This window comes from Melghirimyces thermohalophilus (assembly GCF_900102685.1).
In the GTDB taxonomy this organism is placed as follows: Bacteria; Bacillota; Bacilli; order Thermoactinomycetales; family DSM-45169; genus Melghirimyces; species Melghirimyces thermohalophilus.
The window spans coordinates 1-23915 of the sequence record NZ_FMZA01000027.1 but is presented as its reverse complement, the minus strand read 5'-3'; the positions used below and the strand labels follow the sequence as shown (position 1 = coordinate 23915).

22 protein-coding genes, 3 tRNA genes and 2 pseudogenes are annotated in these 23915 nt (G+C 53.4%); 7 read left to right on the top strand and 20 right to left on the bottom strand.

Annotated elements, in window-relative coordinates:
* The first annotated feature begins 29 nt into the window (after nucleotides 1-29).
* Nucleotides 30-1613 carry an amidase domain-containing protein gene (locus tag BLP91_RS15525; RefSeq protein WP_091573026.1) on the top strand — a complete coding sequence of 528 codons (1584 nt, stop codon included), beginning with the start codon at nucleotides 30-32 and terminating at the stop codon, nucleotides 1611-1613.
* 247 nt (nucleotides 1614-1860) lie between these two features.
* Here the strand turns inward: BLP91_RS15525 and BLP91_RS15520 are convergent, their stop codons facing one another.
* Nucleotides 1861-2595 (bottom strand): HAD family hydrolase, encoded by a 735-nt coding sequence (locus BLP91_RS15520; RefSeq protein WP_091573025.1) that lies wholly within the window; start codon nucleotides 2593-2595, stop codon nucleotides 1861-1863.
* A 36-nt stretch (nucleotides 2596-2631) separates the two neighbouring features.
* Nucleotides 2632-3096 (bottom strand): tRNA (cytidine(34)-2'-O)-methyltransferase, encoded by a 465-nt coding sequence (locus BLP91_RS15515; protein WP_091573024.1) that lies wholly within the window; start codon nucleotides 3094-3096, stop codon nucleotides 2632-2634.
* A 147-nt stretch (nucleotides 3097-3243) separates the two neighbouring features.
* Between BLP91_RS15515 and BLP91_RS15510 the strand changes: the two genes are divergently transcribed.
* Complete coding sequence (locus BLP91_RS15510; RefSeq protein WP_091573023.1) at nucleotides 3244-4098, top strand: DegV family protein; 855 nt, start codon at nucleotides 3244-3246, stop codon at nucleotides 4096-4098.
* A gap of 31 nt (nucleotides 4099-4129) precedes the next feature.
* Here BLP91_RS15510 and BLP91_RS15505 read toward each other — a convergent pair whose 3' ends face one another.
* The 10 genes from BLP91_RS15505 to BLP91_RS15460 all read right to left on the bottom strand — a co-directional run bounded on the left by BLP91_RS15505 (nucleotide 4130) and on the right by BLP91_RS15460 (nucleotide 16378).
* On the bottom strand, nucleotides 4130-5167 hold the full coding sequence (locus BLP91_RS15505) for a cytochrome d ubiquinol oxidase subunit II (protein WP_091573022.1): 1038 nt from the start codon (nucleotides 5165-5167) through the stop codon (nucleotides 4130-4132).
* Entirely contained in the window at nucleotides 5160-6521 is a 1362-nt protein-coding gene (locus tag BLP91_RS15500; RefSeq protein WP_091573039.1) for a cytochrome ubiquinol oxidase subunit I, read from the bottom strand. Before BLP91_RS15500 ends, BLP91_RS15505 begins: the two co-directional genes overlap by 8 nt.
* Before the next feature lie 138 nt (nucleotides 6522-6659).
* Entirely contained in the window at nucleotides 6660-7634 is a 975-nt protein-coding gene (locus tag BLP91_RS15495) for an amidase domain-containing protein (RefSeq protein ID WP_091573021.1), read from the bottom strand.
* A 359-nt stretch (nucleotides 7635-7993) separates the two neighbouring features.
* Entirely contained in the window at nucleotides 7994-9739 is a 1746-nt protein-coding gene (locus BLP91_RS15490; RefSeq protein WP_091573020.1) for an ABC transporter ATP-binding protein, read from the bottom strand.
* Nucleotides 9733-11493 (bottom strand): ABC transporter ATP-binding protein, encoded by a 1761-nt coding sequence (locus tag BLP91_RS15485; RefSeq protein WP_091573019.1) that lies wholly within the window; start codon nucleotides 11491-11493, stop codon nucleotides 9733-9735. The genes BLP91_RS15490 and BLP91_RS15485 overlap by 7 nt, the downstream gene beginning before the upstream one ends.
* Before the next feature lie 218 nt (nucleotides 11494-11711).
* Nucleotides 11712-12251: a methylated-DNA--[protein]-cysteine S-methyltransferase gene (locus tag BLP91_RS15480; protein WP_091573018.1), complete on the bottom strand. Its 540-nt coding sequence runs from the start codon at nucleotides 12249-12251 to the stop codon at nucleotides 11712-11714.
* Between the two features lie 5 nt (nucleotides 12252-12256).
* Complete coding sequence (queG, locus tag BLP91_RS15475) at nucleotides 12257-13426, bottom strand: tRNA epoxyqueuosine(34) reductase QueG (RefSeq protein WP_091573017.1); 1170 nt, start codon at nucleotides 13424-13426, stop codon at nucleotides 12257-12259.
* 133 nt (nucleotides 13427-13559) lie between these two features.
* Complete coding sequence (gene rnhA / locus BLP91_RS15470; protein ID WP_091573016.1) at nucleotides 13560-13994, bottom strand: ribonuclease HI; 435 nt, start codon at nucleotides 13992-13994, stop codon at nucleotides 13560-13562.
* 12 nt (nucleotides 13995-14006) lie between these two features.
* On the bottom strand, nucleotides 14007-15710 hold the full coding sequence (locus BLP91_RS15465) for an ABC-ATPase domain-containing protein (protein ID WP_091573015.1): 1704 nt from the start codon (nucleotides 15708-15710) through the stop codon (nucleotides 14007-14009).
* A 101-nt stretch (nucleotides 15711-15811) separates the two neighbouring features.
* Nucleotides 15812-16378 (bottom strand): uracil-DNA glycosylase, encoded by a 567-nt coding sequence (locus tag BLP91_RS15460; RefSeq protein WP_245662294.1) that lies wholly within the window; start codon nucleotides 16376-16378, stop codon nucleotides 15812-15814.
* Between the two features lie 233 nt (nucleotides 16379-16611).
* On the opposite strand from BLP91_RS15460, the gene BLP91_RS15455 reads away from it, so the two are divergent.
* Both BLP91_RS15455 and BLP91_RS15450 read left to right on the top strand, forming a co-directional pair.
* Nucleotides 16612-17445 (top strand): HAD family hydrolase, encoded by an 834-nt coding sequence (locus BLP91_RS15455; protein ID WP_176758038.1) that lies wholly within the window; start codon nucleotides 16612-16614, stop codon nucleotides 17443-17445.
* Between the two features lie 157 nt (nucleotides 17446-17602).
* Nucleotides 17603-17956 (top strand): hypothetical protein, encoded by a 354-nt coding sequence (locus BLP91_RS15450; RefSeq protein ID WP_091573012.1) that lies wholly within the window; start codon nucleotides 17603-17605, stop codon nucleotides 17954-17956.
* Between the two features lie 40 nt (nucleotides 17957-17996).
* Here the strand turns inward: BLP91_RS15450 and BLP91_RS15445 are convergent.
* From BLP91_RS15445 to BLP91_RS15420, 6 genes and pseudogenes are all read right to left on the bottom strand, one after another.
* Nucleotides 17997-18073, bottom strand: a tRNA-Pro gene (locus BLP91_RS15445).
* A gap of 168 nt (nucleotides 18074-18241) precedes the next feature.
* Nucleotides 18242-18844, bottom strand: coding sequence for a nitroreductase family protein (locus BLP91_RS15440; protein ID WP_091573011.1), 603 nt, complete (start codon nucleotides 18842-18844; stop codon nucleotides 18242-18244).
* Between the two features lie 66 nt (nucleotides 18845-18910).
* Nucleotides 18911-19447, bottom strand: a pseudogene (locus tag BLP91_RS15435) (ABC transporter ATP-binding protein); the annotation flags it as partial.
* A 134-nt stretch (nucleotides 19448-19581) separates the two neighbouring features.
* Entirely contained in the window at nucleotides 19582-20601 is a 1020-nt protein-coding gene (locus BLP91_RS15430; protein WP_143003581.1) for a zf-HC2 domain-containing protein, read from the bottom strand.
* Entirely contained in the window at nucleotides 20585-21091 is a 507-nt protein-coding gene (locus BLP91_RS15425; RefSeq protein ID WP_176758037.1) for a sigma-70 family RNA polymerase sigma factor, read from the bottom strand. The genes BLP91_RS15430 and BLP91_RS15425 overlap by 17 nt, the downstream gene beginning before the upstream one ends.
* Before the next feature lie 168 nt (nucleotides 21092-21259).
* Nucleotides 21260-21335, bottom strand: a tRNA-Lys gene (locus BLP91_RS15420).
* A gap of 183 nt (nucleotides 21336-21518) precedes the next feature.
* On the opposite strand from BLP91_RS15420, the gene BLP91_RS15415 reads away from it, so the two are divergent.
* On the top strand, nucleotides 21519-22373 hold the full coding sequence (locus BLP91_RS15415) for an MBL fold metallo-hydrolase (RefSeq protein ID WP_425412241.1): 855 nt from the start codon (nucleotides 21519-21521) through the stop codon (nucleotides 22371-22373).
* A 47-nt stretch (nucleotides 22374-22420) separates the two neighbouring features.
* Here the strand turns inward: BLP91_RS15415 and BLP91_RS15410 are convergent.
* Nucleotides 22421-22505, bottom strand: a tRNA-Leu gene (locus BLP91_RS15410).
* Nucleotides 22506-22661: 156 nt separating this feature from the next.
* Here BLP91_RS15410 and BLP91_RS15405 point away from each other — a divergent pair.
* On the top strand, nucleotides 22662-23021 hold the full coding sequence (locus BLP91_RS15405; RefSeq protein WP_143003580.1) for a hydrolase: 360 nt from the start codon (nucleotides 22662-22664) through the stop codon (nucleotides 23019-23021).
* Here BLP91_RS15405 and BLP91_RS15400 read toward each other — a convergent pair.
* The gene (locus tag BLP91_RS15400) at nucleotides 23015-23536 is read right to left on the bottom strand and encodes a Gmad2 immunoglobulin-like domain-containing protein (protein ID WP_091573006.1); all 522 of its coding nucleotides are present in this window, start codon (nucleotides 23534-23536) and stop codon (nucleotides 23015-23017) included. The two genes, BLP91_RS15405 and BLP91_RS15400, sit on opposite strands and share 7 nt — an antisense overlap.
* 187 nt (nucleotides 23537-23723) lie before the next feature.
* Here BLP91_RS15400 and BLP91_RS16970 point away from each other — a divergent pair.
* Nucleotides 23724-23915 (top strand): annotated as a pseudogene (locus tag BLP91_RS16970) (transposase); the annotation flags it as partial.

The following is a 23915-nucleotide window of genomic DNA, read 5'->3' as shown; positions in this document are numbered from 1 at the left end:
TGATATTGTTCAAAAAGGAGACGGAGATATTGGAAAGTCGGAAAGAAAACCGGAAGAAGAACAGCAAACTGAACAAACTGCTCAAAAACCGCAAAGTGATGGTCCCGTCGGTCCTGGCGGCAGTCCTGCTGGTCGGCTCCCTGGCTTATACTGGCGCCTTTGAGTCCAACAACCGCTCCGACGGCCCATCGGCGGTCAAGGATGGACAAGCCCAGGCAACCAAACCACCCTCCGCGGAAGAATACAACAAGATGTCCGACGAGGAACTGGTGGACAAGGTCAATTACTACAACGAAATCTCTCTTTCCAAAGAAGAAGTGGAACAGAAAGCCCCCCAAGCGGTGAACCAAGAGGCGAAAAACCAAAACATCACCGTCAACCTGGACAACGAAGAATACCGGAACTTCATCTATTCTAAAGCGATGGCCACTGGAAAGGACTCTTCGGAAACGGAGGAGGAGAAAAACAGCTCTTCTCCATCCCAGCCCCAAGGGGATGATGTCCCTTCCCAACAGGAAAAGACCTTGATTGATTACGCCAAATGGGTAGACAAGTACGAGAACAAGCTGAAAAACCAGCGGATCCGTGCGTTGGTCCAAAAAACGAAGGAAGAAGGACTGAGCAAAGCGGAACGGGTGGAACTGACCAACCTGCTTCCCTTTGACCTTGGCCCCACATTGAAACCGGAAACGGAAACAAACCCCTCCGAAGAGGCTCCGGAAGAGGAGCAGCCGCCCTCTGATCAGCAACAGGAAGGCACACCGTCTGAGGAGGAACCCAACCGGGACAACCCTTCCGGAGATCAGGAGGAGTCGATCAAGGACCAGGTGGACGATCTTATCGGTGACGTCCGTCCTTCCGGGGAGCAGCAGGAGGGTACCAACCGGGAAGAGTCCCCATCGGGAGATAACAACCGACCGGAGGAGCCAACCGATTCCAGTGATCGGCAAGACCAGGATCCTGCCGCGGAAAATCCTCAATCGGACGACACCGATGCGGACTCGAGCGACACCCCCCGGCCGGAAGACGAGCAAACACAAGAACCCGACTCCAGTGACGATGGCTCCACCGATGAGGGACAACCTGAGGACGCCAACAAGGATGGACAAGATGAACAATCGGAAGCCCTGGGTACAGAAGCCAACGGCTACAACCGTCAAAAAGCCGTCGATTACGCTTATCAATGGTGGAACGGGCGGAATCCCGAATATCGTTCCTACGAATACGATTGCACCAACTTTATCTCCCAGGTGATCCACACCGCCGGAATCAAGGAGCGGAAGGGCAACCACTGGGATTGGGCCGATTATTGGTATTATGACAAGGAACAACCTTCCATGACCTGGACTGTTGCCCACAGCTTTTACCGACATATGAAAATTGCCCGGGATGCGCAGAATGCGTCTTCCATCGACGATTTAAAAGTGGGTGACATTGTGAGTGTCGATTTTGCCGGGGATGGTGAAGTGGATCACAGCATGGTGATCACCAAAATCAACAATGGGCTGGTATATGCCACCTATCACTCTAATGACAACAAAGACAAACTGATCAACCACTGGTTTGCCCAATCCGACGTATACGCCTGGGAAATGGAAACCATCAAAAACTAAACAACCCGAAAACCCCCCTGCTTTTTGTTGCAGGGGGGTTATATTGATAAAAGGAATGTGAAAGAAGCGAGCGGCACCCTTACCCGCACCTGCCACTTCACTCACAGGGGCAAGTTCCTTTGTTTCCGGTCGTCCGCTTATGCTTTGGTACTAAACACCTTGCATGCTGATGTAACACCAATACGGTGTCCTCACTTCAGGCGACAGCCCATCGATTCTGTGATTCCTTGGTAAATGCTTCCTCTCGTCACGCTTTGAGGGACTCTTCCACAAAGATTCCCTTTCCTTCCCGGATGTCCGTCAACAGCTGCTCCAAAGTGCCTTTTTGATCACAGGTGTAGGCGGGCTCCCCACGGTCGATGCGGAAATCGGTCACCAGGTAGGTTTTCATGCCGAGAGTGCCAGCTACCATGTCTTCCTGCACATCGTTTCCGATCATGGCGCACTCCTCCGGCTCCACTCCCATCTTTCGGGCCACTTCTTGGTAGTAACCGGAGTGAGGCTTACAGAAATGGGTATCCTCATAGGCGGTATACAACTCGACCAGATCCTCCACCTGGGCCCAACGGAGCCGCTCCAGGACCGCCTCTCGTGGAAAGATGGGGTTGGTGGCGACAGCGACCCGGTATCCCCGGTCCAACGCAGCCTGCACCACCTGGCGGGAGAGGGAAGATGTCTGTACATACTTTTTCAAAGTGGGAAAGTGTTCCGTGTAAAACCGATCAAAAAGCGGCCAGATCTCTTCCTTTTTCACACCGGATTGAGCCAAGAAATGCTCTTGGAAGACCTCCTCATTGGTTCGATGCTTATCCTGGTCGGCAATCGTGACCTTGGTGGCCTCCCAGATCAGCGGAACCAGCTTCTCCGGCGGAATGATCTCTGCCATGTAAGGAGCCAATTCTTGCAAATATTGTTTGATAAACGCGTCGGTGTCGATCGGCAACAACGTTCCGTCCAGATCGAAGCAGCACACTTTCAACATGGGGTTTTCCTCTCCTGTCTATTGATCTCATTCGTGTTAACGTAAACCGGGAAAATCAGTCTGCCGAAGAGCCTCATACAAGATGATGGCGGCGGAGTTCCCCAGGTTGTGAGAACGGACCACCGGTCGCATCGGAATCCGGATCAGCGTGTCCCGGTAAGCCTCCAGGATCTCCTTAGACAACCCTTGGGACTCTTTGCCGAAGACGAACACGTCTCCCTTTCGGTATGCAAAATCGGTGTAACTCTTGTCCGCTTTGGTCGTCGCACAGAAAAAACGGTTCTCCGGAAAATATGCAGCAAACTCATCAAAAGAGTCATAATAGCGGACATCGACTTTGTGCCAATAATCCATCCCTGATCGTTTGAGGTACTTGTCATCGGTAGAAAAACCCAGGGGGCGGACCAGATGGAGGACCGAATCGGTGACCGCGCAGGTCCGCGCGATGTTGCCCGTGTTATTGGGAATCTCGGGTTCAACCAGACAAATGTGAAACGACATGATTCCATCCCTTTCTACATTTCCTTCTCTATTTTACCGGAAACCGAAACATTTTCCCATCATCGGAAACCGTCTTTCACCACTTTTACATTGTTCTTCCCCGTATGTAGCCGTATACTTGGGAAGATGGCACAAAGGGGGTTTACCATGACGAAAATTGCACTTGCGACAGACAGCTCCTGCGACCTGCCCGTGGATCTGTTAAAACGTTGGAACATCCGGGTGGCACCCTTGCGAATCATTTATCGAGAGGGAGAATACCGGGATGGGCTAGATCTAACCCCGGCTGATGTGTATGACCGGCTGGAGGAGGAGATCCCCACGACCTCTATGCCCTCCCCCGAAGATATTCAGCATATCTTTGAGACGTTGCGGGAAGAAGGGTATACGCATTGCATCGTTCTTTCCATCTCCTCCGGCTTAAGCGGCAGCTACAACAATTTCCGCCTGATTGCCGAAGAATTTGAAGGGATGAAGATCGACGTCATCGATTCCAAAGGCCTCTCCTGGGTTCTCGGATTCTTGGTGTTGGAGGCAGCCCGTCTGATCCGGCAAAAGGTGGACTACACCGATATCCTTCACCGCTTGGAGGAGACCAAAGAGAAAATCAAAGGGTATTTTATTGTGGACACCCTGGAATACCTGAGAGAAGGCGGCAGAATCGGCAAAGTGGCCGCCTCCCTGGGGTCCGTGCTCAACTTGAAGCCGATTATCTCCCTCGACAAAGAAGGAAAATATATTCCCTTCCATCTGGCCCGAGGCAAAAAACAATCGATGAAACGATTGATCCAACCGGTGTTGAAACAGCTGGAAAGCACCAAAGCACAGGTGGCGATTCTGCAAGGTCGCGCGGAAAAAGAGGCTGAATGGTTAAAGGAACGTTTCAACGGGCTGGAGAACATCCGGGAACTGTATGTTAGTGCAATCAGTCCAGCCCTGGTCGTCCACACCGGTCCCGGCCTGCTGGGGTTGGTCATCCACCCGATCGATCCCGATAAATGAAAAAAACGCACTCCGTGACGGGGTGCGTTTTTCATTCTCCCTCCTCCTTTGGGGCGAGATACCGCTTATCCTTTAAAAAGAGGCGCCAAAAGAGATAAAACCCAGGGATCAAAATCGCCAACCCGATTCCGTAAGAGACCATCAATAAACGGAACATCTCTGGGTTGGTAACACTGTTATCCACCGTCAGCGATGGATATACCAGATACGGCAAATGAGCCCGGCCATAGGCGAAGGAAGCCAAAGCGTACTGGATGATGAACAGGATAAACGCCACCCGCGGCCACCCCCGATATTTCTGACGGTCCCGGCGTTTCCAGAAGAGCGCCAGATACCCGATCAGAAACGCCAGGATGGACAGGAGAAACCACCGTCCTTCCTCCAACAATTGCTGTCGAAGCCAACTCGCCTCCTGACCGATCGTCCAGGTGGTCAAAACAGCGGTGATCAGAGTGAGCGGACCGAGGCGAACGGCATGACGTCGAAAGACGCGGTAAGAAGGCTCGTTATCCGCTTCCCGGGCATAATCGGCTAGAAAACTGGCGGAGAGAAACAACTGACTGGACAAACCGAAGGCCAGGTAAGCATAGGTCACCGGGCTGGTAAACAGCTTACCCACACGCAACATACCGGACTCGGGATCGATAAATCCCCCGGTTAAGATGGGCAATACGCTGACCAGAAGGCTGGGAATCAGCACCCCGGTCACCCCGGAGACCACCTCCAGTGCCCCTTTGAAACGTCGCACAGAATGTTGGAAGGCCATCATGGCGCTCCGGATGGTGAGCAGGATCAGCACCAGACTTCCCGGAAGCAAGAGCGCCATTCCCACGGTGTAGATCGCCGCGGGAAAAAAAGAGACCAAGGTGACCACCAGCAGCACCAGAAAAACATTGGTCACCTCCCAGGTGGGGGAAAGGAACCGGTTGGCCAGGGCACCTGCCTCCCCCTGCACCTCATTCCGGTGGACCATTCCCCAAAAGCCGGCTCCGAAATCGATAGAACCCAGGATGGCGTAGATAAAGACAAACAACCATACCAGAGAGACGGCCAGCAAGCCCTCATTCATGCTTCACCTCTCCCTTCCCCAACCCGTTTCCGGTGGTGGCGAAGGCCTCCGACAGGGGATGCCGGCGAAAGTAGGATCTCATCACGATCGCCGTCCCGACGAGCAGCAGCAGATAGAGTCCGATAAACAGGACAAAGTACAGCCCCAATCCAGTGGCATCGGTAACCGCTTCCGAGGTTCGCTGGTAATGATAGATCGTCCACGGTTGCCGCCCGCTGCAGGTAAACACCCAGCCGCTCTCAATGCCGAGAAGAGATAACACCCCGGAGGGAACCAACAGCCACAGTAACCAGCGGGGAAGCGGTTTTTCCCGCCGCCGCCAGTGGACCACCCAAGCCAGTATCGACAGCAAGATGAGCCATGAGCCGATGAACACCATCAGATTAAACAACGTATGGACATAAAAGGGCGGCCAATTCTCCTCAGGAAACTCGTTCAATCCTTTTACCACCGCATCAAACCGGTTGTCGGCGAGAAAGCTCAACATCCCAGGAATCTTGATCGCCCCGACCAATTCCCGCTTTTCCGGATCGACAATCCCGCCGATGGCCAGGGGAGCGTAAGCTTCCGTTTTAAAATGCCCTTCGGCGGCGGCCAGCTTCTCCGGTTGATGATCGTACAGCACTTGACCCGCCACGTGACCATTCCAAGCCGTAGCCAAGGACATGACCCCACCGACGAGCAGGGACAAGACGAGCGCTTTCCGGTGGTAGGCCGACTCCCGCCGTGACTGATTTCCCTTAAGCAACCTCCAGGCGGCCAAGCCGGCGATGGCAAAGGCTCCGGTCATAAAGGCGGAAACCAAGACATGAAGAGCAGCCGAAGCAAAACTGGGGTTGAGAAAGGCATCCAAAGGTCTCACATCCGTGATTTCTCCCCCACTCACCTCAAACCCGGTGGGCGTATTCATCCAGGCGTTAGCCGCAGTGATCAATACGGCTGATGCACTTCCGCCCAACGCAACCAAAAAGACACTGATCACCCGGGCGGCGGCGGACAACCGATCGGCGGCATACACATAGATCGACATGAACAGCGCCTCCAGGAAAAAGGCGAACAGTTCGATCTGAAAGGGAAGGGCGATCACTTCCCCGACGATTTCCATAAACCGGGGCCATAATAAGGATAACTGGACGGCCACGATGGTTCCGGAAGGAATGGCCACCCCTAACAGGATGGCCTGGGCTTTGGTCCAACGCTTCGCCATCAAGGGATAATCCCGATCTTTGGTGATTTGGTAAACCACTTCCGCCACCAGGATCATAAATGGCAAGCCCACACCTAGGGTGGCGAAGATAATATGAAAGGCAAGGGAACTCCCAAACAGGGAGCGGGCAATCGTCAATTCTTCCAATGGCTTCACCTTTTTCATTAGAATCTCTTCAATTAGAATGAGACTAAGATTTGAATCCTATTCCAGCTCAACAAGTCATCCACTAAACCGTCATTCTTCCAACATGAAAAAACCCGCTGATCCGATCAAATCAGCGGGTTAGCCTTGTAAATGATAAAAACGGTATTTCACCCGAGGGGTCCAGGCGTGGGAGTCCCGATAGTCCCAATAGCGATGCCGACTGTTGACCGTGTGAGCATTGACGAGAGGCATGCCCATCGGATCAAAGGCGGTCACAATCGTGTTATGCTGCCAGCGTCCATCACCATCCCAGTCGTAACAGATGATATCTCCCAGCTCTAAGTCTTGCGGGGAGTGGACTTGCTGCGCTCCCATCGCCCCTCCCGATGACAGGTAATTTTCTAAACCATGAGCGACGGTCCAGCTGTAGCTCCAGTTTTCCCAACTCCCTCGATACCACCAACCTCGGTCCCGTCGGCCGGAAAAATCCATGGGAATGCCACCGGCGTGAATGCATTGGGAGATGAAATTGGTACAGTCATCCGACATTTTCTGATAACGGGGATTGGCTCCATTCCACCAGGTTTCCGCATATTGAACCGCCCGCATGCGGTTGTAGCGTCCCTGCGTCAACCTACTTTCTTCCGGAGGCTGATAATAGGTCCATAATTGGTCCACATCGGTATCCATCTCTTCATCCAATTGGCACTGGGATATCGACCATCCCTCTCCGCTTTCGGTCAGACGCAACCGGTACCCCTGAACCTCTTCCTGCTCCCCTAATTGATCGAGCTGTTTGTATAAAAAACGTTGGTGAATGACCAACTGCATCTCCACGTCTTCCGCCCTTTTCTCCTCCCGGATCACTCGGATCCGAGTTTCCCCTTTGATCGGTTTCAACTCCCGTTTCCGTTGCTGCTCCCGCACTCTTGACCATCGGTCCCGCTCTCTTTGCACCCAGTCCGCTTCTCCGTTAAGCACCCAGTCGAAGAGGCGGTCCGGCTCCCCCTCTACCCACAGCTGGTTCCACCCTCGAAACCAGTTGGTCACAGGCTGCCGCCACGAACGATTTTCCATAGGCACCGTCCCTTCGCAGGCATCTCTTTCCATCATATGGGCGACACCCCGATGGTATGCAACCAAGGAACCACACCGCCACCGGGCTAGCGAGTATCGGAGGGGGATCAAACCGGAAGGTATTTTGCATCCCGGTGGAGTTGGACGATGAAGGAAGGCGAAAGCAGGATCAGCCAGATGTGCTGGGAAGGTCGCGAACTACCGATAGGGACACCAGGGTGGCGGTCTACCCCAGCGTCTCCAACCGTAGCCGGGCCCTCTTCCATATGGATGGCCGCTACCTTGTCCATGTCATGGTTTACTTCAACCCTATGTACCTCTCCAGTGATGTGACACGGCACACTCGCCTACAAAACAAATAAAAAAAGCCCGCCGATAAACGGCAGGCCTCTCACCTATGCTCCAGTATTTTTCGCCATTCTTTGCTGCAATTGATACATCTTGTGGTAGAGACCCTCCTGGGCCAACAGCTCCTGATGCGTGCCTCGCTCCACGATCTCCCCCCGGTGGAGCACCAGAATGCAATCGGCATCCTGGATCGTGGACAAGCGGTGAGCAATGGCGATCGTGGTTCGCCCTTTTCGCATTCGGGCCAGGGACTCCCGGATCTTTTCCTCCGTCTCCGTATCAACATTGGCTGTGGCCTCATCCAATACCAGGATTTTCGGATCTCGCGCCATGGTGCGGGCAAAGGAGAGCAACTGCCGCTGCCCGCTGGAAAAGGTGGTCCCCCGTTCCCCCACCGGCTCCTGATAGCCCCGGGGCAACGATTCGATAAACCGGTCCGCCTGTACAAACCGGGCCGCTTGTCGCACCTGAGCGGACGTCAGATCCGGGTGATGCAAACGAATGTTTTCCTCCACCGTCCCTACAAACAAGAAGGGATCCTGGAGCACCAATCCCATCTCCTGGCGCAGCGCACGATCAGCATATCGCTGCAACGGAACGCCGTCGATGGTGATCTCCCCCCGATCCGGTCGATAAAAGCGCAACAACAGATTGATGATCGAGGTCTTTCCGCTGCCGGTATGACCGACGAGGGCGACGGTCTGTCCTGGTTCGACGGTAAAGCTGATATTTTTCAATACCTCATTCTCTCCATCGTAGGAAAAGTAGACTTGATCGAAAACGATCCGACCCTGTTGGATCGTCGGCTTCTGCTCCCCTTCACCCACAGGGGCTCTCTGTTCTTCATCCAGCAGTTCAAAAACCCGGGAAGCGGATACCAGGGACTGCTGCAAAAAGGAAAGCTGCTGCATCATCTGATTGACCGGTTCAAACAAGCGGTCCAACAAGTTGATAAACGCGTACAGCACCCCAATCTGGACAGCGCTCGCCTTCATCCCGATCCCGAAAAAGGCGAGTACCCCCATTACAGTCAAAAGATAGAAAAGATCTACCGCTGGTCGGAGCAGCAGCCCGTTCAACCGGGTGGTTCGCATGTTGGCCCGGTAATGTTGACAATTGGTGTGTCCGAATTCCCGTTTAAGCCGCTCCTGTTGGCGGAACACCTGAATCACGCCCATACCCTGAATCGACTCGCTCAACTTGGCATTGAGATCGCTCAACCGCTGCCGAACCTCCCGATACGCCGACTGGCTGAGGCGGCGATAGGCAACCATCAGACCGTAGATCACGGGCAGTAACACCAGACAGTAGGCGGCTAGTTCCGCGTCCAGCAGAAACAGAGCGACAAAAATGCCCAGGATCATCACAATATTTTGCACAAAGGTGGACAGAACGTTGACAAAGAGCTCTTTCACCGCTTCCGTATCATTGGTCATACGGGATACCAAAGAACCCCCGGGCATCCGGTCGAAAAAGGAGAGACCCAGGTGCTGAACTTTGCCGAACACATCAACCCGCAATTGTTGAATCACCCGCAGGGCGATACGGTGGAAGGCAAACTCCTGAAAATACTCCATCACCACCCCTGCGATTAACAACAGAATATAAGCACCTGCCAACAGAACCAGCGGCTGTAAAGGAAAGACCTTCGGGGTGAGATAATCGTCGATAAACACCTTGACCAACAGCGGCCCGGCCACATCGGCTCCCGTCGCCAACAGTAAAAGCAGAAAGGCGATCACCAGCGGTTTACGATGAGGTTTGAGATATCGGAGCAACCGGCGCATCACCATGGATGGCCACCTCCTTTCTCGATCAAAGATTCCAGTTGTTGACGACGGTACATCTCCGCATACCAACCGGCCTGTTGCAACAGTTTCCAGTGGGTCCCGCGCTCCTGGACCGTGCCGTATTCCAACACTAGGATTTCATCGGCATGTTCGATCGCCGATAAACGGTGGGCGGCGATCAGAGTAGTTTTCCCCTTCCGTTCCACCCGCAGCGCTTCCAGAATCTGTTCTTCAGTCTTGGCATCCACGGCAGAGAGCGAATCATCCAGGATCAGAATCTCTGGATCGAGCAACAGCGCCCGGGCGATGGAGATCCGTTGCTTCTGCCCGCCGGAGAGAGTGACGCCCCGTTCGCCGACCCGCGTCTCATACCCGTCAGGCAGCCGAAGAATATCCTCATGAATCTGGGCAAGGCGCGCCGCCTTTTCGACTTCCGCCATCGTTGCCTTCGGTTTGCCAAAGGCGATGTTTTCCCGGATGGAGGCGGAAAAGAGAAAATGATCTTGGGGAACATAACCGATGCCTCCCCGCAGTGCGGACAAGGTGTACCCTTCCACAGGGATCCCACCGATGAAAACCGTACCTGCCGGCGGTTCAGTTTCCCGCAACAACAGGCGGAACAAGGTGGTCTTGCCGCTTCCGGTCTTTCCCACCACGCCAAGGGTCGCCCCTTGGGGAACGGAAAATTGCACCGCTTGCAGCACCGGCGGCTCCCCTTTTCGATGGGAAAATCGGTCCAACTCAAACCGGATCTCGCCGGCAGGGAGACGGTTCACCGCCCCTTTCTGATCGACGATCTCCGGTGACACGTCCAAGAGGGATTGGATCCGGTCGTAGGAAGCCCGTCCCCGTTGGATGATGTTGGTCAGAAACCCGAAGGCTAGCATCGGCCAGATCAATTGACCGAGGTATATGGTAAATTGGGTCAATTGACCAATGGTCATGGCCCCATCGAGGACAAAAAACGCGCCAAAGGAGACAGCCAAAAAAAATGAAAAACCAACAATCAGCGTGATGGTAGGGCCAAACAGGGCATCCACCCGGGCAACGGCGATATTTTTTTCCACCACATCTTCCGTCAACTGTTGAAAGGAGGCTTTCTCCGCCTCTTCCTGTCCAAAGGCCTTCACCACACGCACCCCGGAGATATTTTCCTGTACCTTGTCATTTAGCGTGGAGAAAGCGGCCTGGGCTTTTAAAAACCGTTGGTGCATCATGCTTCCGTAGCGACTGATCGCCCAGGCCATAAAGGGCATCGGCAGCAGGCTGATCAGGGTCAGCTTCCAGTTGATGAACACGGCCATGGTTAGCACCACCAACCCGCCCAATACCAATGAATCGACCAGAGTCAACACGCCATCCCCTGCCGTCACCTGAACCGCCTGCACATCGTTGGTGGCATGGGCCATCAGATCTCCGGTCCGGCGGCGATTGAAAAATTGCGACGACATCCGGGAAAAGTGAGCGTACAAGTCTCCGCGCAGCTGTTTCCCCAACCGGAAGGCAGCGCCGAACAATAAGACGCGCCAATAATAGCGAAGAATATACATCGTCAACCCGGCCCCCGCCAATAGAAACAACCACTTGCCCAGGAAAGCGGGAGTCAGCCAACCTCCTTCGATAGCATCCACCACCAGGCGAACCACATAAGCCGGGAATATATCCAGCAGGGCAACCACCAACAGCATGGCCACTCCCCAGATGTAGCTTTTTTTCTCTTTTTTAAAAAACCACCACAGATCCCGAAAAATTCGCATCCCTTCCCCTCCTCGCCCCCGTCAAAGATAAAAAAGCCGCATGTCCCCCGTTTTGGGAACGATACGGTGGAATGATTCATACAAAAAGTGCCACTGAAACTGATTATATCATGTTGGCGGAGAAGAGGAAGCCGATTTTTCCCCCAAAAAAGAGCGGGCATGAGAGCCCGCATTTTCCAGTGTTCCTCTTGGATCAGCTAAAAAGAATATAAAAGTACTTATGCCCGTGCCTGACGGGGAAGGGAGCCTTCCAGGCCGAGCAGGTATTCCTTAATCTTCAGCCCCCCTCCGTAACCGACAAGAGAACCGTTGGACCCCACGACGCGATGACAGGGGATGATAATGGACAGGGGGTTTCGGTTATTGGCACCACCGACGGCCCGCACCGCTTTGGGCGCCCCCATCGCCTGAGCCACATCTTTATAGGACCGCACCTCCCCGTAGGGAATCATCTGAAGCTGCTGCCATACCAATCGTTGAAAGGCAGTGCCGTACAGATCCACCGGCAGATCGAACTGCTTTCGCGTATGGTCGAAGTACTCCTTCAGCTGTTGCACCGCCGGACGGAGCTCCAGATCGTTCCGTTCCAACCGGACGGACCCCAACCGCTCCTTAGCCCATCGTTCCAGGAACAGAGCAGCATGTTCCCCGTCCATGTAGTCGAGGCGGCAGAGCCCCTTTCCGGTCATCGCCAGGGTGATGGGACCTACCGGAGTATCCGTTTCGCTCCATACGAGGACACGCGCACTTGAGACCATAAACCTCAAGCCTCCCTGTACGTTCTATGATCAGCCGTTTCCCGCATACGGCACATCTCTATGGCGTGCTCGATTTCCACCGCCACTTGCTCATCCGGTTCCACCTCCTGGGCTCGGTTGAGCGCTTCGGCCGCTTCGCCGCCACCGATGCGACCCAACGCCCAGGCAGCCGTTCCCCGAATCACCGGTCGCGGATCCTCCTCCAGCAAGCGGACCAGATCGGGAACAGCTGTCCGATCCCGATAACGTCCCAAAGCGATGATCGCGTTTCGCTGAATCGGTTTTTTCCCTCTCCAGGACCCGGCCATCGAGCCAAACCGTTGACGGAACTGACGATTGCTCATGTGCAGGAGCGGCTTCAACAACGGTTTGACGTTTTCCGCCTCCGGTTGGAATTCCGGATGATGGGTAAAGTTTTTACCCCGATTGTAAGGACAGACGGCTTGACAGGTTTCAAACCCGTACAAAAAGTTCCCCAGTTTGTCCCGATACTCCTCGGCGAGAAACCCTTTGGTCTGAGTCAGGTAAGCCAGACATGCTTGGGAATTAAGTTGTCCCGGACCGACCAGGGCACCGGTTGGACAGGCGTCCAGGCAGGCGGTGCACTCTCCGCAGGCATTTTCAATCGGTTGATCCGGCGGCAGATACACATCGGTCAACATTTCCCCGAGATAGACCCGGGAGCCGAATTCCGGCGTGATGATCGAGGTGTTTTTTCCGCTCCAACCAATTCCCGCCCGCTCAGCTACCGCACGATCAGAGAGGGCGCCGGTATCCACCATGATCTCCGCCTTCGCATCGGGAACCCATTCCACCAGTTTCCTTCTTAACGCCTCCAACTTCCGCTTCAAAACATGATGGTAATCTTCTCCCCAAGAAGCCCGACAAAACACCCCCCTGTATGCTCCAGGTTTGGACACAGGCGCATTATCCATCTTTGTCGGATAGGCGAGGGCGATTGCGATGATGGAGCGGGCACCGGGCAAGCTCTTTTGCGGATCGGTCCGCTTTTCCAGATCGGGCTCTTCAAAACCGGACTCATAGCCCGCCTTTCGGTGTTTCCGCAGCCGTTCCTTCAGCTCGTCAAAAGGATCCGCCGCCGCAAAACCGATTTTATCGATATTTAGTTCCTTCGCGGCTTCCTGCAATGCTGCTTTGATGTCCGCCGGCTTCATCGCTAACCCTCCTTCTCCACCGCTAAGCTTTCTTTCATCATAACATGGACACACAAAAATCGCCCGGTCCGAAACCGGATGGATACTGTTATTTTATAAGGGGTCTACGCCGGTCATAACCAAATTCGTCGGGTCAACCCTGGGGAATCGCTCCCCGGGCCAGCTCATCACAGCGGTTGTTCAACTCCACGTCGCTATGCCCCTTTACTTTGACAAATTCCACGTCGTGTCGACGCACTTCCTGTAACAACTTTTGCCACAGGTCCTTATTTTCCACTGGTTCTTTGCGGCTGTTGACCCAACCCCGTTTTTCCCAGTTGACATACCACTTCTGCTTGAAACAGTTGGCCATGTAGGCGCTGTCGGTATGCAGTTTGACCCGGCACGGCTCCTTCAGCTTGCTGAGGGCCTCGATGGCGGCGGTCAACTCCATCCGATTGTTGGTCGTCTTTGGATCACCGCCGGTCAACTCTTTTTTCTTGTCCCCGTAAATCAGAACGGCACCCCAACCCCCAGGGCCTGGATTCCCCGAACAAGCCCCATCTGTGTATATGATGACCTCTTTCAACGCCTCTCCTCCTCAATCCACCCGTAATGTCCGCAACCGATTGACAGCAGCGGCGACTTCCTGTTGCCGGGGCAGGGCGAGATCTCCCGGGTGTTGGCCTCTGAATGGAGAAACGACGTCAAGACCTTTCCCTTCGATCTCCTGATAAACCTCTTCGATCAATTGCCGCAGGGTTTTCCCTCCGCCGGCTTTTTTGCCGATCAATCGCATGATCTCAGCGATCGCCCGGGTCTGGCTCACATCGACCAGCTGTTCCACCCCGGAGAGATCCACTGTTGACGTGCCAAATTGAATCGAATGCAGCCCCTTGGCGTCCACCTTTTCCTTTTTACCCTTCCGGGCATCAAAGCTTTTCCCACTTAGGACCCGGGCCGTTACATCACCAAAATGCTCGCCGCCCTCCTGAGTTCGATCGTTGCTCTGGGACTGGGCCACTTCCTTCGCCTCCTGGGTCACTTCATAGGGAAGGTATTCGTCCATCATAATGACCGTATCGGCCACATCGAAATAGTCTCCGGACCCCCCCAATACCAGCACGCTGGAGGTCTCTCGTTCTTCGTAAAGCTGCCGCACCTTATCGATAAAAGGCGTGATTGGTTCCTTGCCTTTGGCGACCAAACGCTGCATGCGGCCATCCCGGATCATGAAGTTGGTAGCGCTCGTATCCTCATCGATCAACAGACAGGAAGCCCCCATCTCCAAGCTCTCCATGATATTGGTCGCTTGGGACGTGCTGCCGCTGGCATCTTCGGTGGAAAATCGGACAGTGTCCCGACCGAAGGGGAGGTTGTTGATGAATGGAGAAATGTTCACTTTTTCTACTCGGCGTCCATCTTCGGCCCGCACCTTGACCGCATCGTCAATGGTGATCACATACTCGCGGCCGTCACCGGCGATGTGATCATAAACACCCCGCTCCAAGGCGTTCAACAAGGTACTCTTTCCGTGGTAACCACCACCGATGATCAGGGTGATACCATCCTGGATAGCCATACCCCGGATCGGATCTCCATGGGGGACGTCCACCGACACTTCCATCGATTTTGGAGCCTGAAATTGGACCACATTTTTCCCCCGTAAGGGGCGATCGCTGATGCCGCTTTCCCGGGGCAACACAGACCCGTTGGCTACAAAGGCGATCCAGCCCCTCTCGCTAAGAAAGCGACGGATCGCCCCTTGGTTATCCACCAGTTTCATCCGCTCTTCCACCCCATCGCGATCGATGGAATCCGCCGGTGTCGCCTCATCGACCAACCGCGGCAGGTAGTCACACAGCATCTCTTCCGCTTTCCTCCCCAACACGCGGCGTCCCTGGGCAGGCAAGCCGATGGTGACCCGCACCTCCACGAACTGATCGTTCACCACAGCGGCGGTGCGGGGGAGAATCTCCTGACCGGGCCGATCCACCCCGATCAATCCGCTTTTTCCAGTACCTTTAGCCCGGAAAGAATACCGGCCCGTTTTTTCCGCCCACACCCGCGCGATCCAGTCCTCCAGAGCCTGTTTGCGTCGGGGGGTCTCATACCACGAAGCTGGATATTTCGCCTCGCTTTGAGGCATTCGCACCCGAATGCGGGAAGGAGCCGCAAAGGGGTCCCCTTGCACATAATCGATCATCAGTTGAAACCGGGGAAAACGGTATTCCCCTTGAATATCTTTATACGCTTTATATCCCTTTCCATCGATGCGGGAGAGTATCTGTTTCAGCCGTTTCAACGTGATTCCTCCTTCTGTTTACGTTCAATTCATCCGATCTCCTTCCGAGCGGTTTGAAAAAGGATACCCGCGTCCTCCGGAACTCATCCCTGGAGAGTTGCTTAGTCCTCCTTGCCAACCAGAACTTCCCGATACGCATCTCGAATGGCCTGAAAGTCCGTCCAAGCCTCCCGCTTGCTGGCGGGATTGCGAAGGAGGTAAGCTGGATGGTAGGTAGGCATCATCCGAACCCCCTTTCGTTCAATCCACCGACCCCTCACCCGAGTGATCCGGGCGGCGGGATCGATTAAGGCGCGCGTGGGCGCCGAACCGAGGGTGACAATCAACTTGGGGCGGATAGCGAGAAATTGGTATCGCAGGATCGTGATACAAGTCTCCATCTCTTCTTCCCGGGGCGTGCGGTTCCCTGGGGGACGACACTTGACGATGTTGGTGATAAAAATATCTTCCCGGGGAATCTCCGCCGCCGCCAGCATACGATCCAACAATTGGCCGGCACGCCCGACAAAAGGTCTCCCCTGCCGGTCCTCGTCCGCACCGGGGCCCTCGCCGACAAACATGAGGGGAGACTGGGGATTGCCCTCTCCCAATACGATATGGGTGCGGCCCTGGCACAGGGAACAGCGGGTGCAGTTCGAATAATGTCTATGTATGGATTCCAGGTCCACTCCGACCCCCCTCCCCTTCTCAGATACCAATAAATTGGACAGGAATATTATCTCACAGGAAACCGCCCCGCTTCTACGCCACCTAGGCATTTTCTTTTCCTTCTTATCATGATATCATGATTGGATAACTCTTTTATTATCTTTCAACTCGACTGGAATTTAACACAGCGTTTACCCCCCCTTTATAGAGATTCGATAGGGTAAAAGTGCGGAAACGCCAAGGAGGGATTCGATTGTCCCCATTAAAATATCCGTTGTTTGTCTCTGACATTGACGGCACATTGGTGACTGAGGATAAAAAAATCCCCGTCGCCAATAAAGAGAGCATCTCCGCTTACCGCGACCAGGGAGGACGGTTCACCCTGGCTACCGGGCGGAGCTATCCTGAAGCCAAACCGTTTATCGAGGAAATGGATATCCGATTGCCGGTGATCTTGTGCAACGGCGGTGTGTTGTACGATCCCGCAAGCGGTCATTTGGAAGCGACAGCCACCATTGAACGGGAGATATTGAATCGTACATTGCGGGAACTAAACCAACGGACAGACCTTCTCGATTTATTTGTTTATACGTTAGATCGGGTGTTTACCACCCGTCTCAGCCCCTTCTCCCAAGCCCTTCTTCAGTCAGGGGATTTTCCCCTGGAGCTCATCCCCCGCTTTGAAGCATTGCCGGAAGGACCCTGGATTAAACTGGTGGCGGTGGCTGAGCCGGAGACCATGCCCCAACTGCACGCATGGGCCGACACAGTGGATGATCCCCTGGAGTTTGTTCAGTCGTCGGAAAACTACTTTGAAATTTTGCCGCCACGGGTATCCAAAGGAAATGCCCTTTCTAAACTGGCCCGTCGCTATGGTTTCGCCCCGGAGCAGTGCGCCGCTATCGGTGATCATTTGAATGACCTGTCTATGGTAAAGACAGCCGGCCAATCCGCCGCAGTCGCCAATGCTCACCCCCAATTGATTCAAGCTGCGCGGCAGATCGTCCCCAGCAATGAGGAGGCCGGCGTCGCTCACTTTGTTCGCCAATCCCTCCTCGCCACCGCCCCCCACGCCCAAGGACAATAAATAAAAATGAAGCGTTCCCGGTGTCCCGTTTTGGCACCGGGATCTTCTTCTGTTCTAGGGCATATCGCCTTTTCCTGTTCATTCTTTCCCCTATTTGATCCTAAAACCCTTTCAAGGAATGAATCAACCGGCCTCGCGGGAAAAAGGAGGTATCCCTATGACCGATTGGATCCTAAAACTGATCATCTGCCCAATCGTCATCCTTCTTTCTGACTTCATGTTTTCCGATCTATCCTATCCATCCCCTTATTCAGTGGTGTTAACCGGAGCTATATTGGCGCTGGCAAACCATTTCATGGAAGTGGCGATGTTGCGGCCGGGAACCTTTTGGATCAGCAACATGATGGACTTTCTTACCTCCGTAACCATCATCTCCGTCAGTTCCTGGATGATCCCTGGTGCCCGTGCCGCACTCCCCGGCATCTTGCTCACCGCCTTCCTACTCACCGTGACAGAGTACTTTCAACACCTGTGGCTCTTGAGATCTGACAAAACCGAAAAAATGGCGTAAAAAAACAGGCTCCTCTCTATGGAGCCTGTTTTCAGATGATTGGTCGGGGCGACAGGATTTGAACCTGCGACCCCCTGCTCCCAAAGCAGGTGCTCTGCCAAGCTGAGCCACGCCCCGAAAATATAGTGCGGTGAAGCCTGCAACCCAAATGCCTGGGTCTTGATCAAGCACCTCAGTCGAGAAATCAGCACCGCGAAGAGTATTATACAATAGGATCCCCGTTTAACTCAAGCCCTAAATGGTGGGAATCATTTTGGTTCTCGAAGGGAAGCATAATCCCCTCCTTCATACATAACGCACGATCCGTTCCAATGGATGTCGATGATGGGGTTGACCCTCTTCCGCTCTTTTTCCAATCGGGATCAGAGCTACGATTTGCACGTATTCCGGCAGATTAAATAATTGGCGTACTTTGGCTGGATGGAAACCATATGTTGGCGAAGAGTCATAGCCCATGCTTCGAGCAGCTAATAACAAATAAGCGAGAGCGATATTTGTCTGCGCCACGCCCCATCTTCCACGTTGTTCCATAGTCTGCTTTCCCAATATCCCCGGAATATTTTCTTTCAACCATTGTTTCTCTTCCTTCGGTAAATCAGGATGAATAGACTCCCCTTTCCGAAGAATAGCATCTTCCATATCGCTGGTCAAAATGACCACAGCAAGGGCACTATCCACCTGAGGGTGTTGATTGGCGGCAAAGTATAATTCCCGTTTTTTCTCGGCATTCGTCACAACGATAAAACGCCAAGGCTGAATGTTCCATGCACTAGGGGCCAAACCAGTCAACCGTAACATCTCTTCAATATCTTCTCTAGGGATTGGTTGTTGCTTATATTTACGAATACTGCGGCGGGTTTCGATCGCCTCTCTTAAAGTCATGGACATAAATATTCCCCCTTGTCTCTTCCAACTTACTAGACTACTTTTTCACTTGCTTAACGTGGAATCACAGGGCAAACGGGTGATCAATTCCCGAATCTCTCGAATCCCTGCCGGGTCGAGACCATTGGTCGGTTCATCCAAAATCAGATGCTGGGGATCCCCGATCAGAGCAGCCGCAATTCCAAGGCGTTGTTTCATGCCCAATGAGTAGCTTTTAACCGGTTGGTCAGCAGCATCGGATAAACGGACCAACTGCAACACTTCCTCCACTTTTTGATCAGAGAGCCCCAAGAAGCGGGCGATCATTTGCAGATTGTCATATCCAGATAGGTGTCCATAGTACGTCGGAGATTCAACAAGTGACCCCGTCTTTCTAAGAATTTCTTTTCGGTTCTCGGCAATGTCCTCACCAAATATTTGCACACTCCCCTTCGTCGGCTTCACCAGACCGAGCAGCATTTTGATGGTAGTGGTTTTCCCGGCACCATTGGGCCCCAAAAAACCGTACACTTCGCCCTGTGCGATCCGAAGATCCAAATGATTCACGGAAAAACGCCCCTTATACTGTTTCGTCAAGTGATGGGTCTCAACCAAAAACTTCGTCATCTCTTTCACCTCTCGTAGTCGATGGAGTCGATTCATGGATCAGTCTAATGTCACACATTAAATCGAGGCGAAGAAAAAAGTAAAATGAAGCTAAAATCTATAGTCTTAAAATAAAAAACCCCCAGCTCCGGGAGTTACTCAGTGGAAACCGTTTGTTTTGTGTCCGACTCATAACGTGGATCCGGGGCAGCTGGGGGATTTTTTTCAACTGGATCCGAAGTCGCTGGATCTTCTTTTTCAACCGAATCCGAGTTGGGTGGATCCTCTTTTTCAACGGGATCCGGATCTGGGACGAGTTGGGTATCACGATTTTCCCGCTTTTCCACATCGATCAAGCCATCTTTGTCAATCACCTCTATACGACAATCTCCGATCTCCACTGCAACCAAAGCTGGCTGTTCCTCTTCCGGAGGTTGCGGTTTCTCGGGCTCGCTCGGCTCCTCCGGCTGATCCGGAGCGGTGGGAGGCGGCGGGTTGTCCGGCGGATCCGAATCCGGCGGTTCCGGTGGGTTGGTGTCAGGCGGGTCGGAAGGCGACTGAGCCGGAGGGGATGGGTTTTCTACATCAGCATCTCCCGGCACCGATGGGCGGTCCATAGCCGGGGCGGTTACCGGGCGGGAAACGGCCACTCTATTCTTCCCCTCTATCTGCTGTTTGTCATCGGGCTCCTCTGTGGTATCGGAAGGCGTCTCATTCCCTCGGTTCCGATCGATCTTTAGCAAAATCCGATCGTCCGTTGTTTCCGATGGAGAAGCTTGCGCCATTTTAAAGGGCACCGTGTCCACGGCAGATGTCTGAATCCCCTCTCCGGCATACATCCAGGCCAGCCAGGATCCTCCCGGCATCATCAATGCCAGGATCATCGCAACATAAGGGAACCACCAAGGCCCTCTTTTCCGCCTTCGGGCACCACTCGGTACAGACACCCCGCGCAATAAGCGACTCCGGACATAGGCAGGGGGTTCCCGTCGAGTTGGGAGGTGGAGCAGCCCTTCTGTCACCCGCTGTGCATCCTCCCATTTGCTTTGACACCAGGCACAAGTGTGCAAATGGCGCTCAAAGCGTTCATTCTCCTCTGGATCCAATGCGTCCATCACATAAAACTCCACCAGATTGTGCATGTTTTCTCGCCGTTCCTTATCTATCCTGCTCACCCCCTCCGATCGTCCTTTTCAATTTAAAAAAGGCAGATTGTGTCCGAAAAGTCACATTCCGAACCGGTTCACCCAACGCCTCTGCCACTTGTCTTCGCGTCAACCCTTGGAAAAAGAGAAGCCTTAATACCTCTCTCTGCTTTTCCGGCAATCGGTTGACCGCGTCGATCACATCCGCTTTGGAAACGGGGGACTCGAGGTGGACGGATTCCGGCAACCTACCTTGGTCTATCCTGCGGTCTTGAACCGCCAAATCTCGGCACATTTTTAACAGCCACGTAGGTACCTGGCGACTCCTCTGCTGATAAAATCCTGCATATTTCCAGGCGGACCGGAACACCTCATCGGTCAGCTCCGCCGCTTCTTCTGAATCCGTCAACTCCACCGCCACCCCGTAAACATTCGCGGCATAACGATCATACAGCTCGGCCAGGGCTTTCCGATCCCCCCGAGCCATGCGACAAACCAAGCTCAAATCACTCCTCTTCAACCCTCTCTCCTCCTCTGATGATCCAAGGAGTTTTTTGACAGTTTTCCGCATTCCCTGTATTTTTTCGTCACAGAAACTGTAAATCCTGCCAAATCAGTGGAAGAATTTTCGATCTTTGCGGACAAAAAAACGGCCCGAAGGGCCGTCCATCTAAAACGTATATGTAATTGGTGGGGTATGCAGGGCTCGAACCTGCGACCTACTGATTAAGAGTCAGTTGCTCTCCCAACTGAGCTAATACCCCGATCGGTTGCTATTGTGATCTTCCGTGAGTATAAGTATATCATATATCAATAGATATATCAATATAATATATCTTTATATCTTCACTCTTCAACGTTGATCTCTCACGGGATAATCGATCCCACCCCATCACATAATACAAAAGGTAGTATTGACATCAATGGATCAAAAAGTGGTGATATCCATGGAAATGAACAGACGTGAAGAGCATCATACGATGGAGCACCCATACATGCCGATGACATCGGTTCGCAGCGGCGTGGGGGAGGATGTGCTTTTCGATCTGTACTGCTATACAGATCAGATCGTGAATGTCTGTTTTGTGGGAACCGATGAGTGGGTGTTGGTGGATACGGGGATGCCAAAAACGGCGAACCGCATTGTGAACGCAGTTGAAGAGCGGTTTGGGGAAAACAGTAAACCCAAAGCGATTGTTCTCACTCACGGCCACTTTGATCACGTGGGAGCGGTGATCGATCTAGTGAGAAAATGGCAGATTCCGGTATATGCCCACCCGGCTGAGCTGCCTTTCTTAACCGGAGAGTCAAAGTACCCCGAGCCGGATGGATCGGTTGAAGGCGGACTCGTGGCCAAAATGTCCCCCATATTTCCCAATGAGCCAGTGGACCTGGGAAACAACGTGGAGGCGCTTCCCGATGACGGCAGTGTCCCTGGCCTGCTCGGTTGGCGGTGGATCCATACACCGGGACATGCACCCGGACACATCTCCTTATTCAGGGATGAAGACCGTTCCCTCATTGCAGGTGATGCCTTTGTCACCGTCAAACAAGAGTCCCTGTACAAGGTGTCGACGCAAGAGAAGGAAATCAGCGGTCCTCCCAGGTACTTGACCACCGATTGGGACGCGGCGAAGCAGTCGGTCCAAAAGCTGGCCGCATTAAAGCCCGCTGTTGCTGTAACCGGCCATGGACAACCGATGTCCGGCCAAGAGCTGGCAGAGGGGCTGGAAAAATTGGTGACGGACTTTGACCGGATCGCCATTCCCGATTATGGCCGCTATGTGAATCGCAAGCACTAAATTCTGTTACACGAAAAAGGCTCCGAGCGTTCGGAGCCTTTCGCATTTGGTGCCGAAGGTGGGAGTCGAACCCACACTCCCGAAGGAACACGATTTTGAGTCGTGCGCGTCTGCCAATTCCGCCACTTCGGCCTGATGGGTGATGTCGCTGCCGCAGCGACAATTCATATTATATGACTGAGTCAGGGGGGTTGTCAAGAACTTTTTTCGACGGCGGCAACCAGTGCATGAGCAGGAGCCAGACTGCGCAACATAATATTTGACAGTTTGAGGACGGGAGCGATGACTTTGGAAAAGCGAAAGTACTATGTCGCCCTTCATTCCGGTGAAATTATGGGGGAGTTGCTGCAAAGCCCCACAGAGGCTGCTTACCAGTTTGAAATTGAAGCGACGGATGAAGAAGCTCGCCAATTGAACCGCCTATTGAGGGCAGATTCCGCAGCGGATACAAAAACATTTTGGGATGCCCATATCCCGTTTTTGTATTATAATCAGTACGGGACCAATGAAGGGGTGGATCAGAGCAACCAGGCAATTTATGAGATGGTGTATCAGCTGGGCACCCCTAAAACCAAGCAACAAATCGAGGCGTTGGGATTGTTGGAGACGCAAAAGGACAGTGACGATCCCGAAGGTCCCGTTTATTGAAGGTTTTCCAGGGGGAAGACGATTTCATTTTCCCGGGAACCATCCTTGGGACTGATCTCAAACAATTCCAAGGTGAGGGTGCCGTTTTGCGGCACCTTCGCTTTTGGAAGATCCAAACTCAGCTGAAATGCAGCCCACTCCGGAGCACCACTCTGAGCTTGAGAGGATCCTTCCAGCAGGTAATTGTGCCCGTCAGATACAGCGTAACGGAACTGCCCCTCCGTCACCCGGGCTTGCCCTCTCACCGTATAGCGGCCGCTCTTGCCCGCCACTGTCAACTTTCGAAAAGCTTGATTATGATCGGCCACTTCGCGAACCTCCTCACCCTCTTCTTCTTTTTCCTTTTTACCATTGGATGATTCAGGATCCGAAGTTTCACCCTGCCGTTGTTTCTCCTCTTCCTTCGGCTGTCCTTCTCCTTGTTGAGGCGGGGTTTCTGATGCGGAGCACCCAGAAATGGCCCCTGCCAGGAGAAAGAGAGACAGCAGTCCCGATATTTTCCTCCATGCATGCATGTGATTCCCTCCTCATGATCATTCCATTCAACCTTCGCCTGGGTGATTCCATTTTTCCCAAATGAGCCTTTTGCAGATTTCAAACCCCTTGAGCAGCAAGGCTCCTCAGGCATAGAAAAAGGACTTCGCCCCATCATGGAGAAGTTTTCAAGTGACCAAACCGAAAACCCATGAGGAGGGAAGTCACTTGTATCTTCTCCAAGGAACGCTATTTTCCTTTGAAGAATGGCTAAAAATTGAGTCCAAAGATCGGTTGCCCTTGTTTTTTGAAACGCTCGATCTTCGACCCTATGTGAAGGAAATGAAAAAATCTTCCCCCCAAGGAGCTCGCGGATATTCCCGGGAGGCGATTCTCCGTGCTTTTTTAGCCGCTCCTATG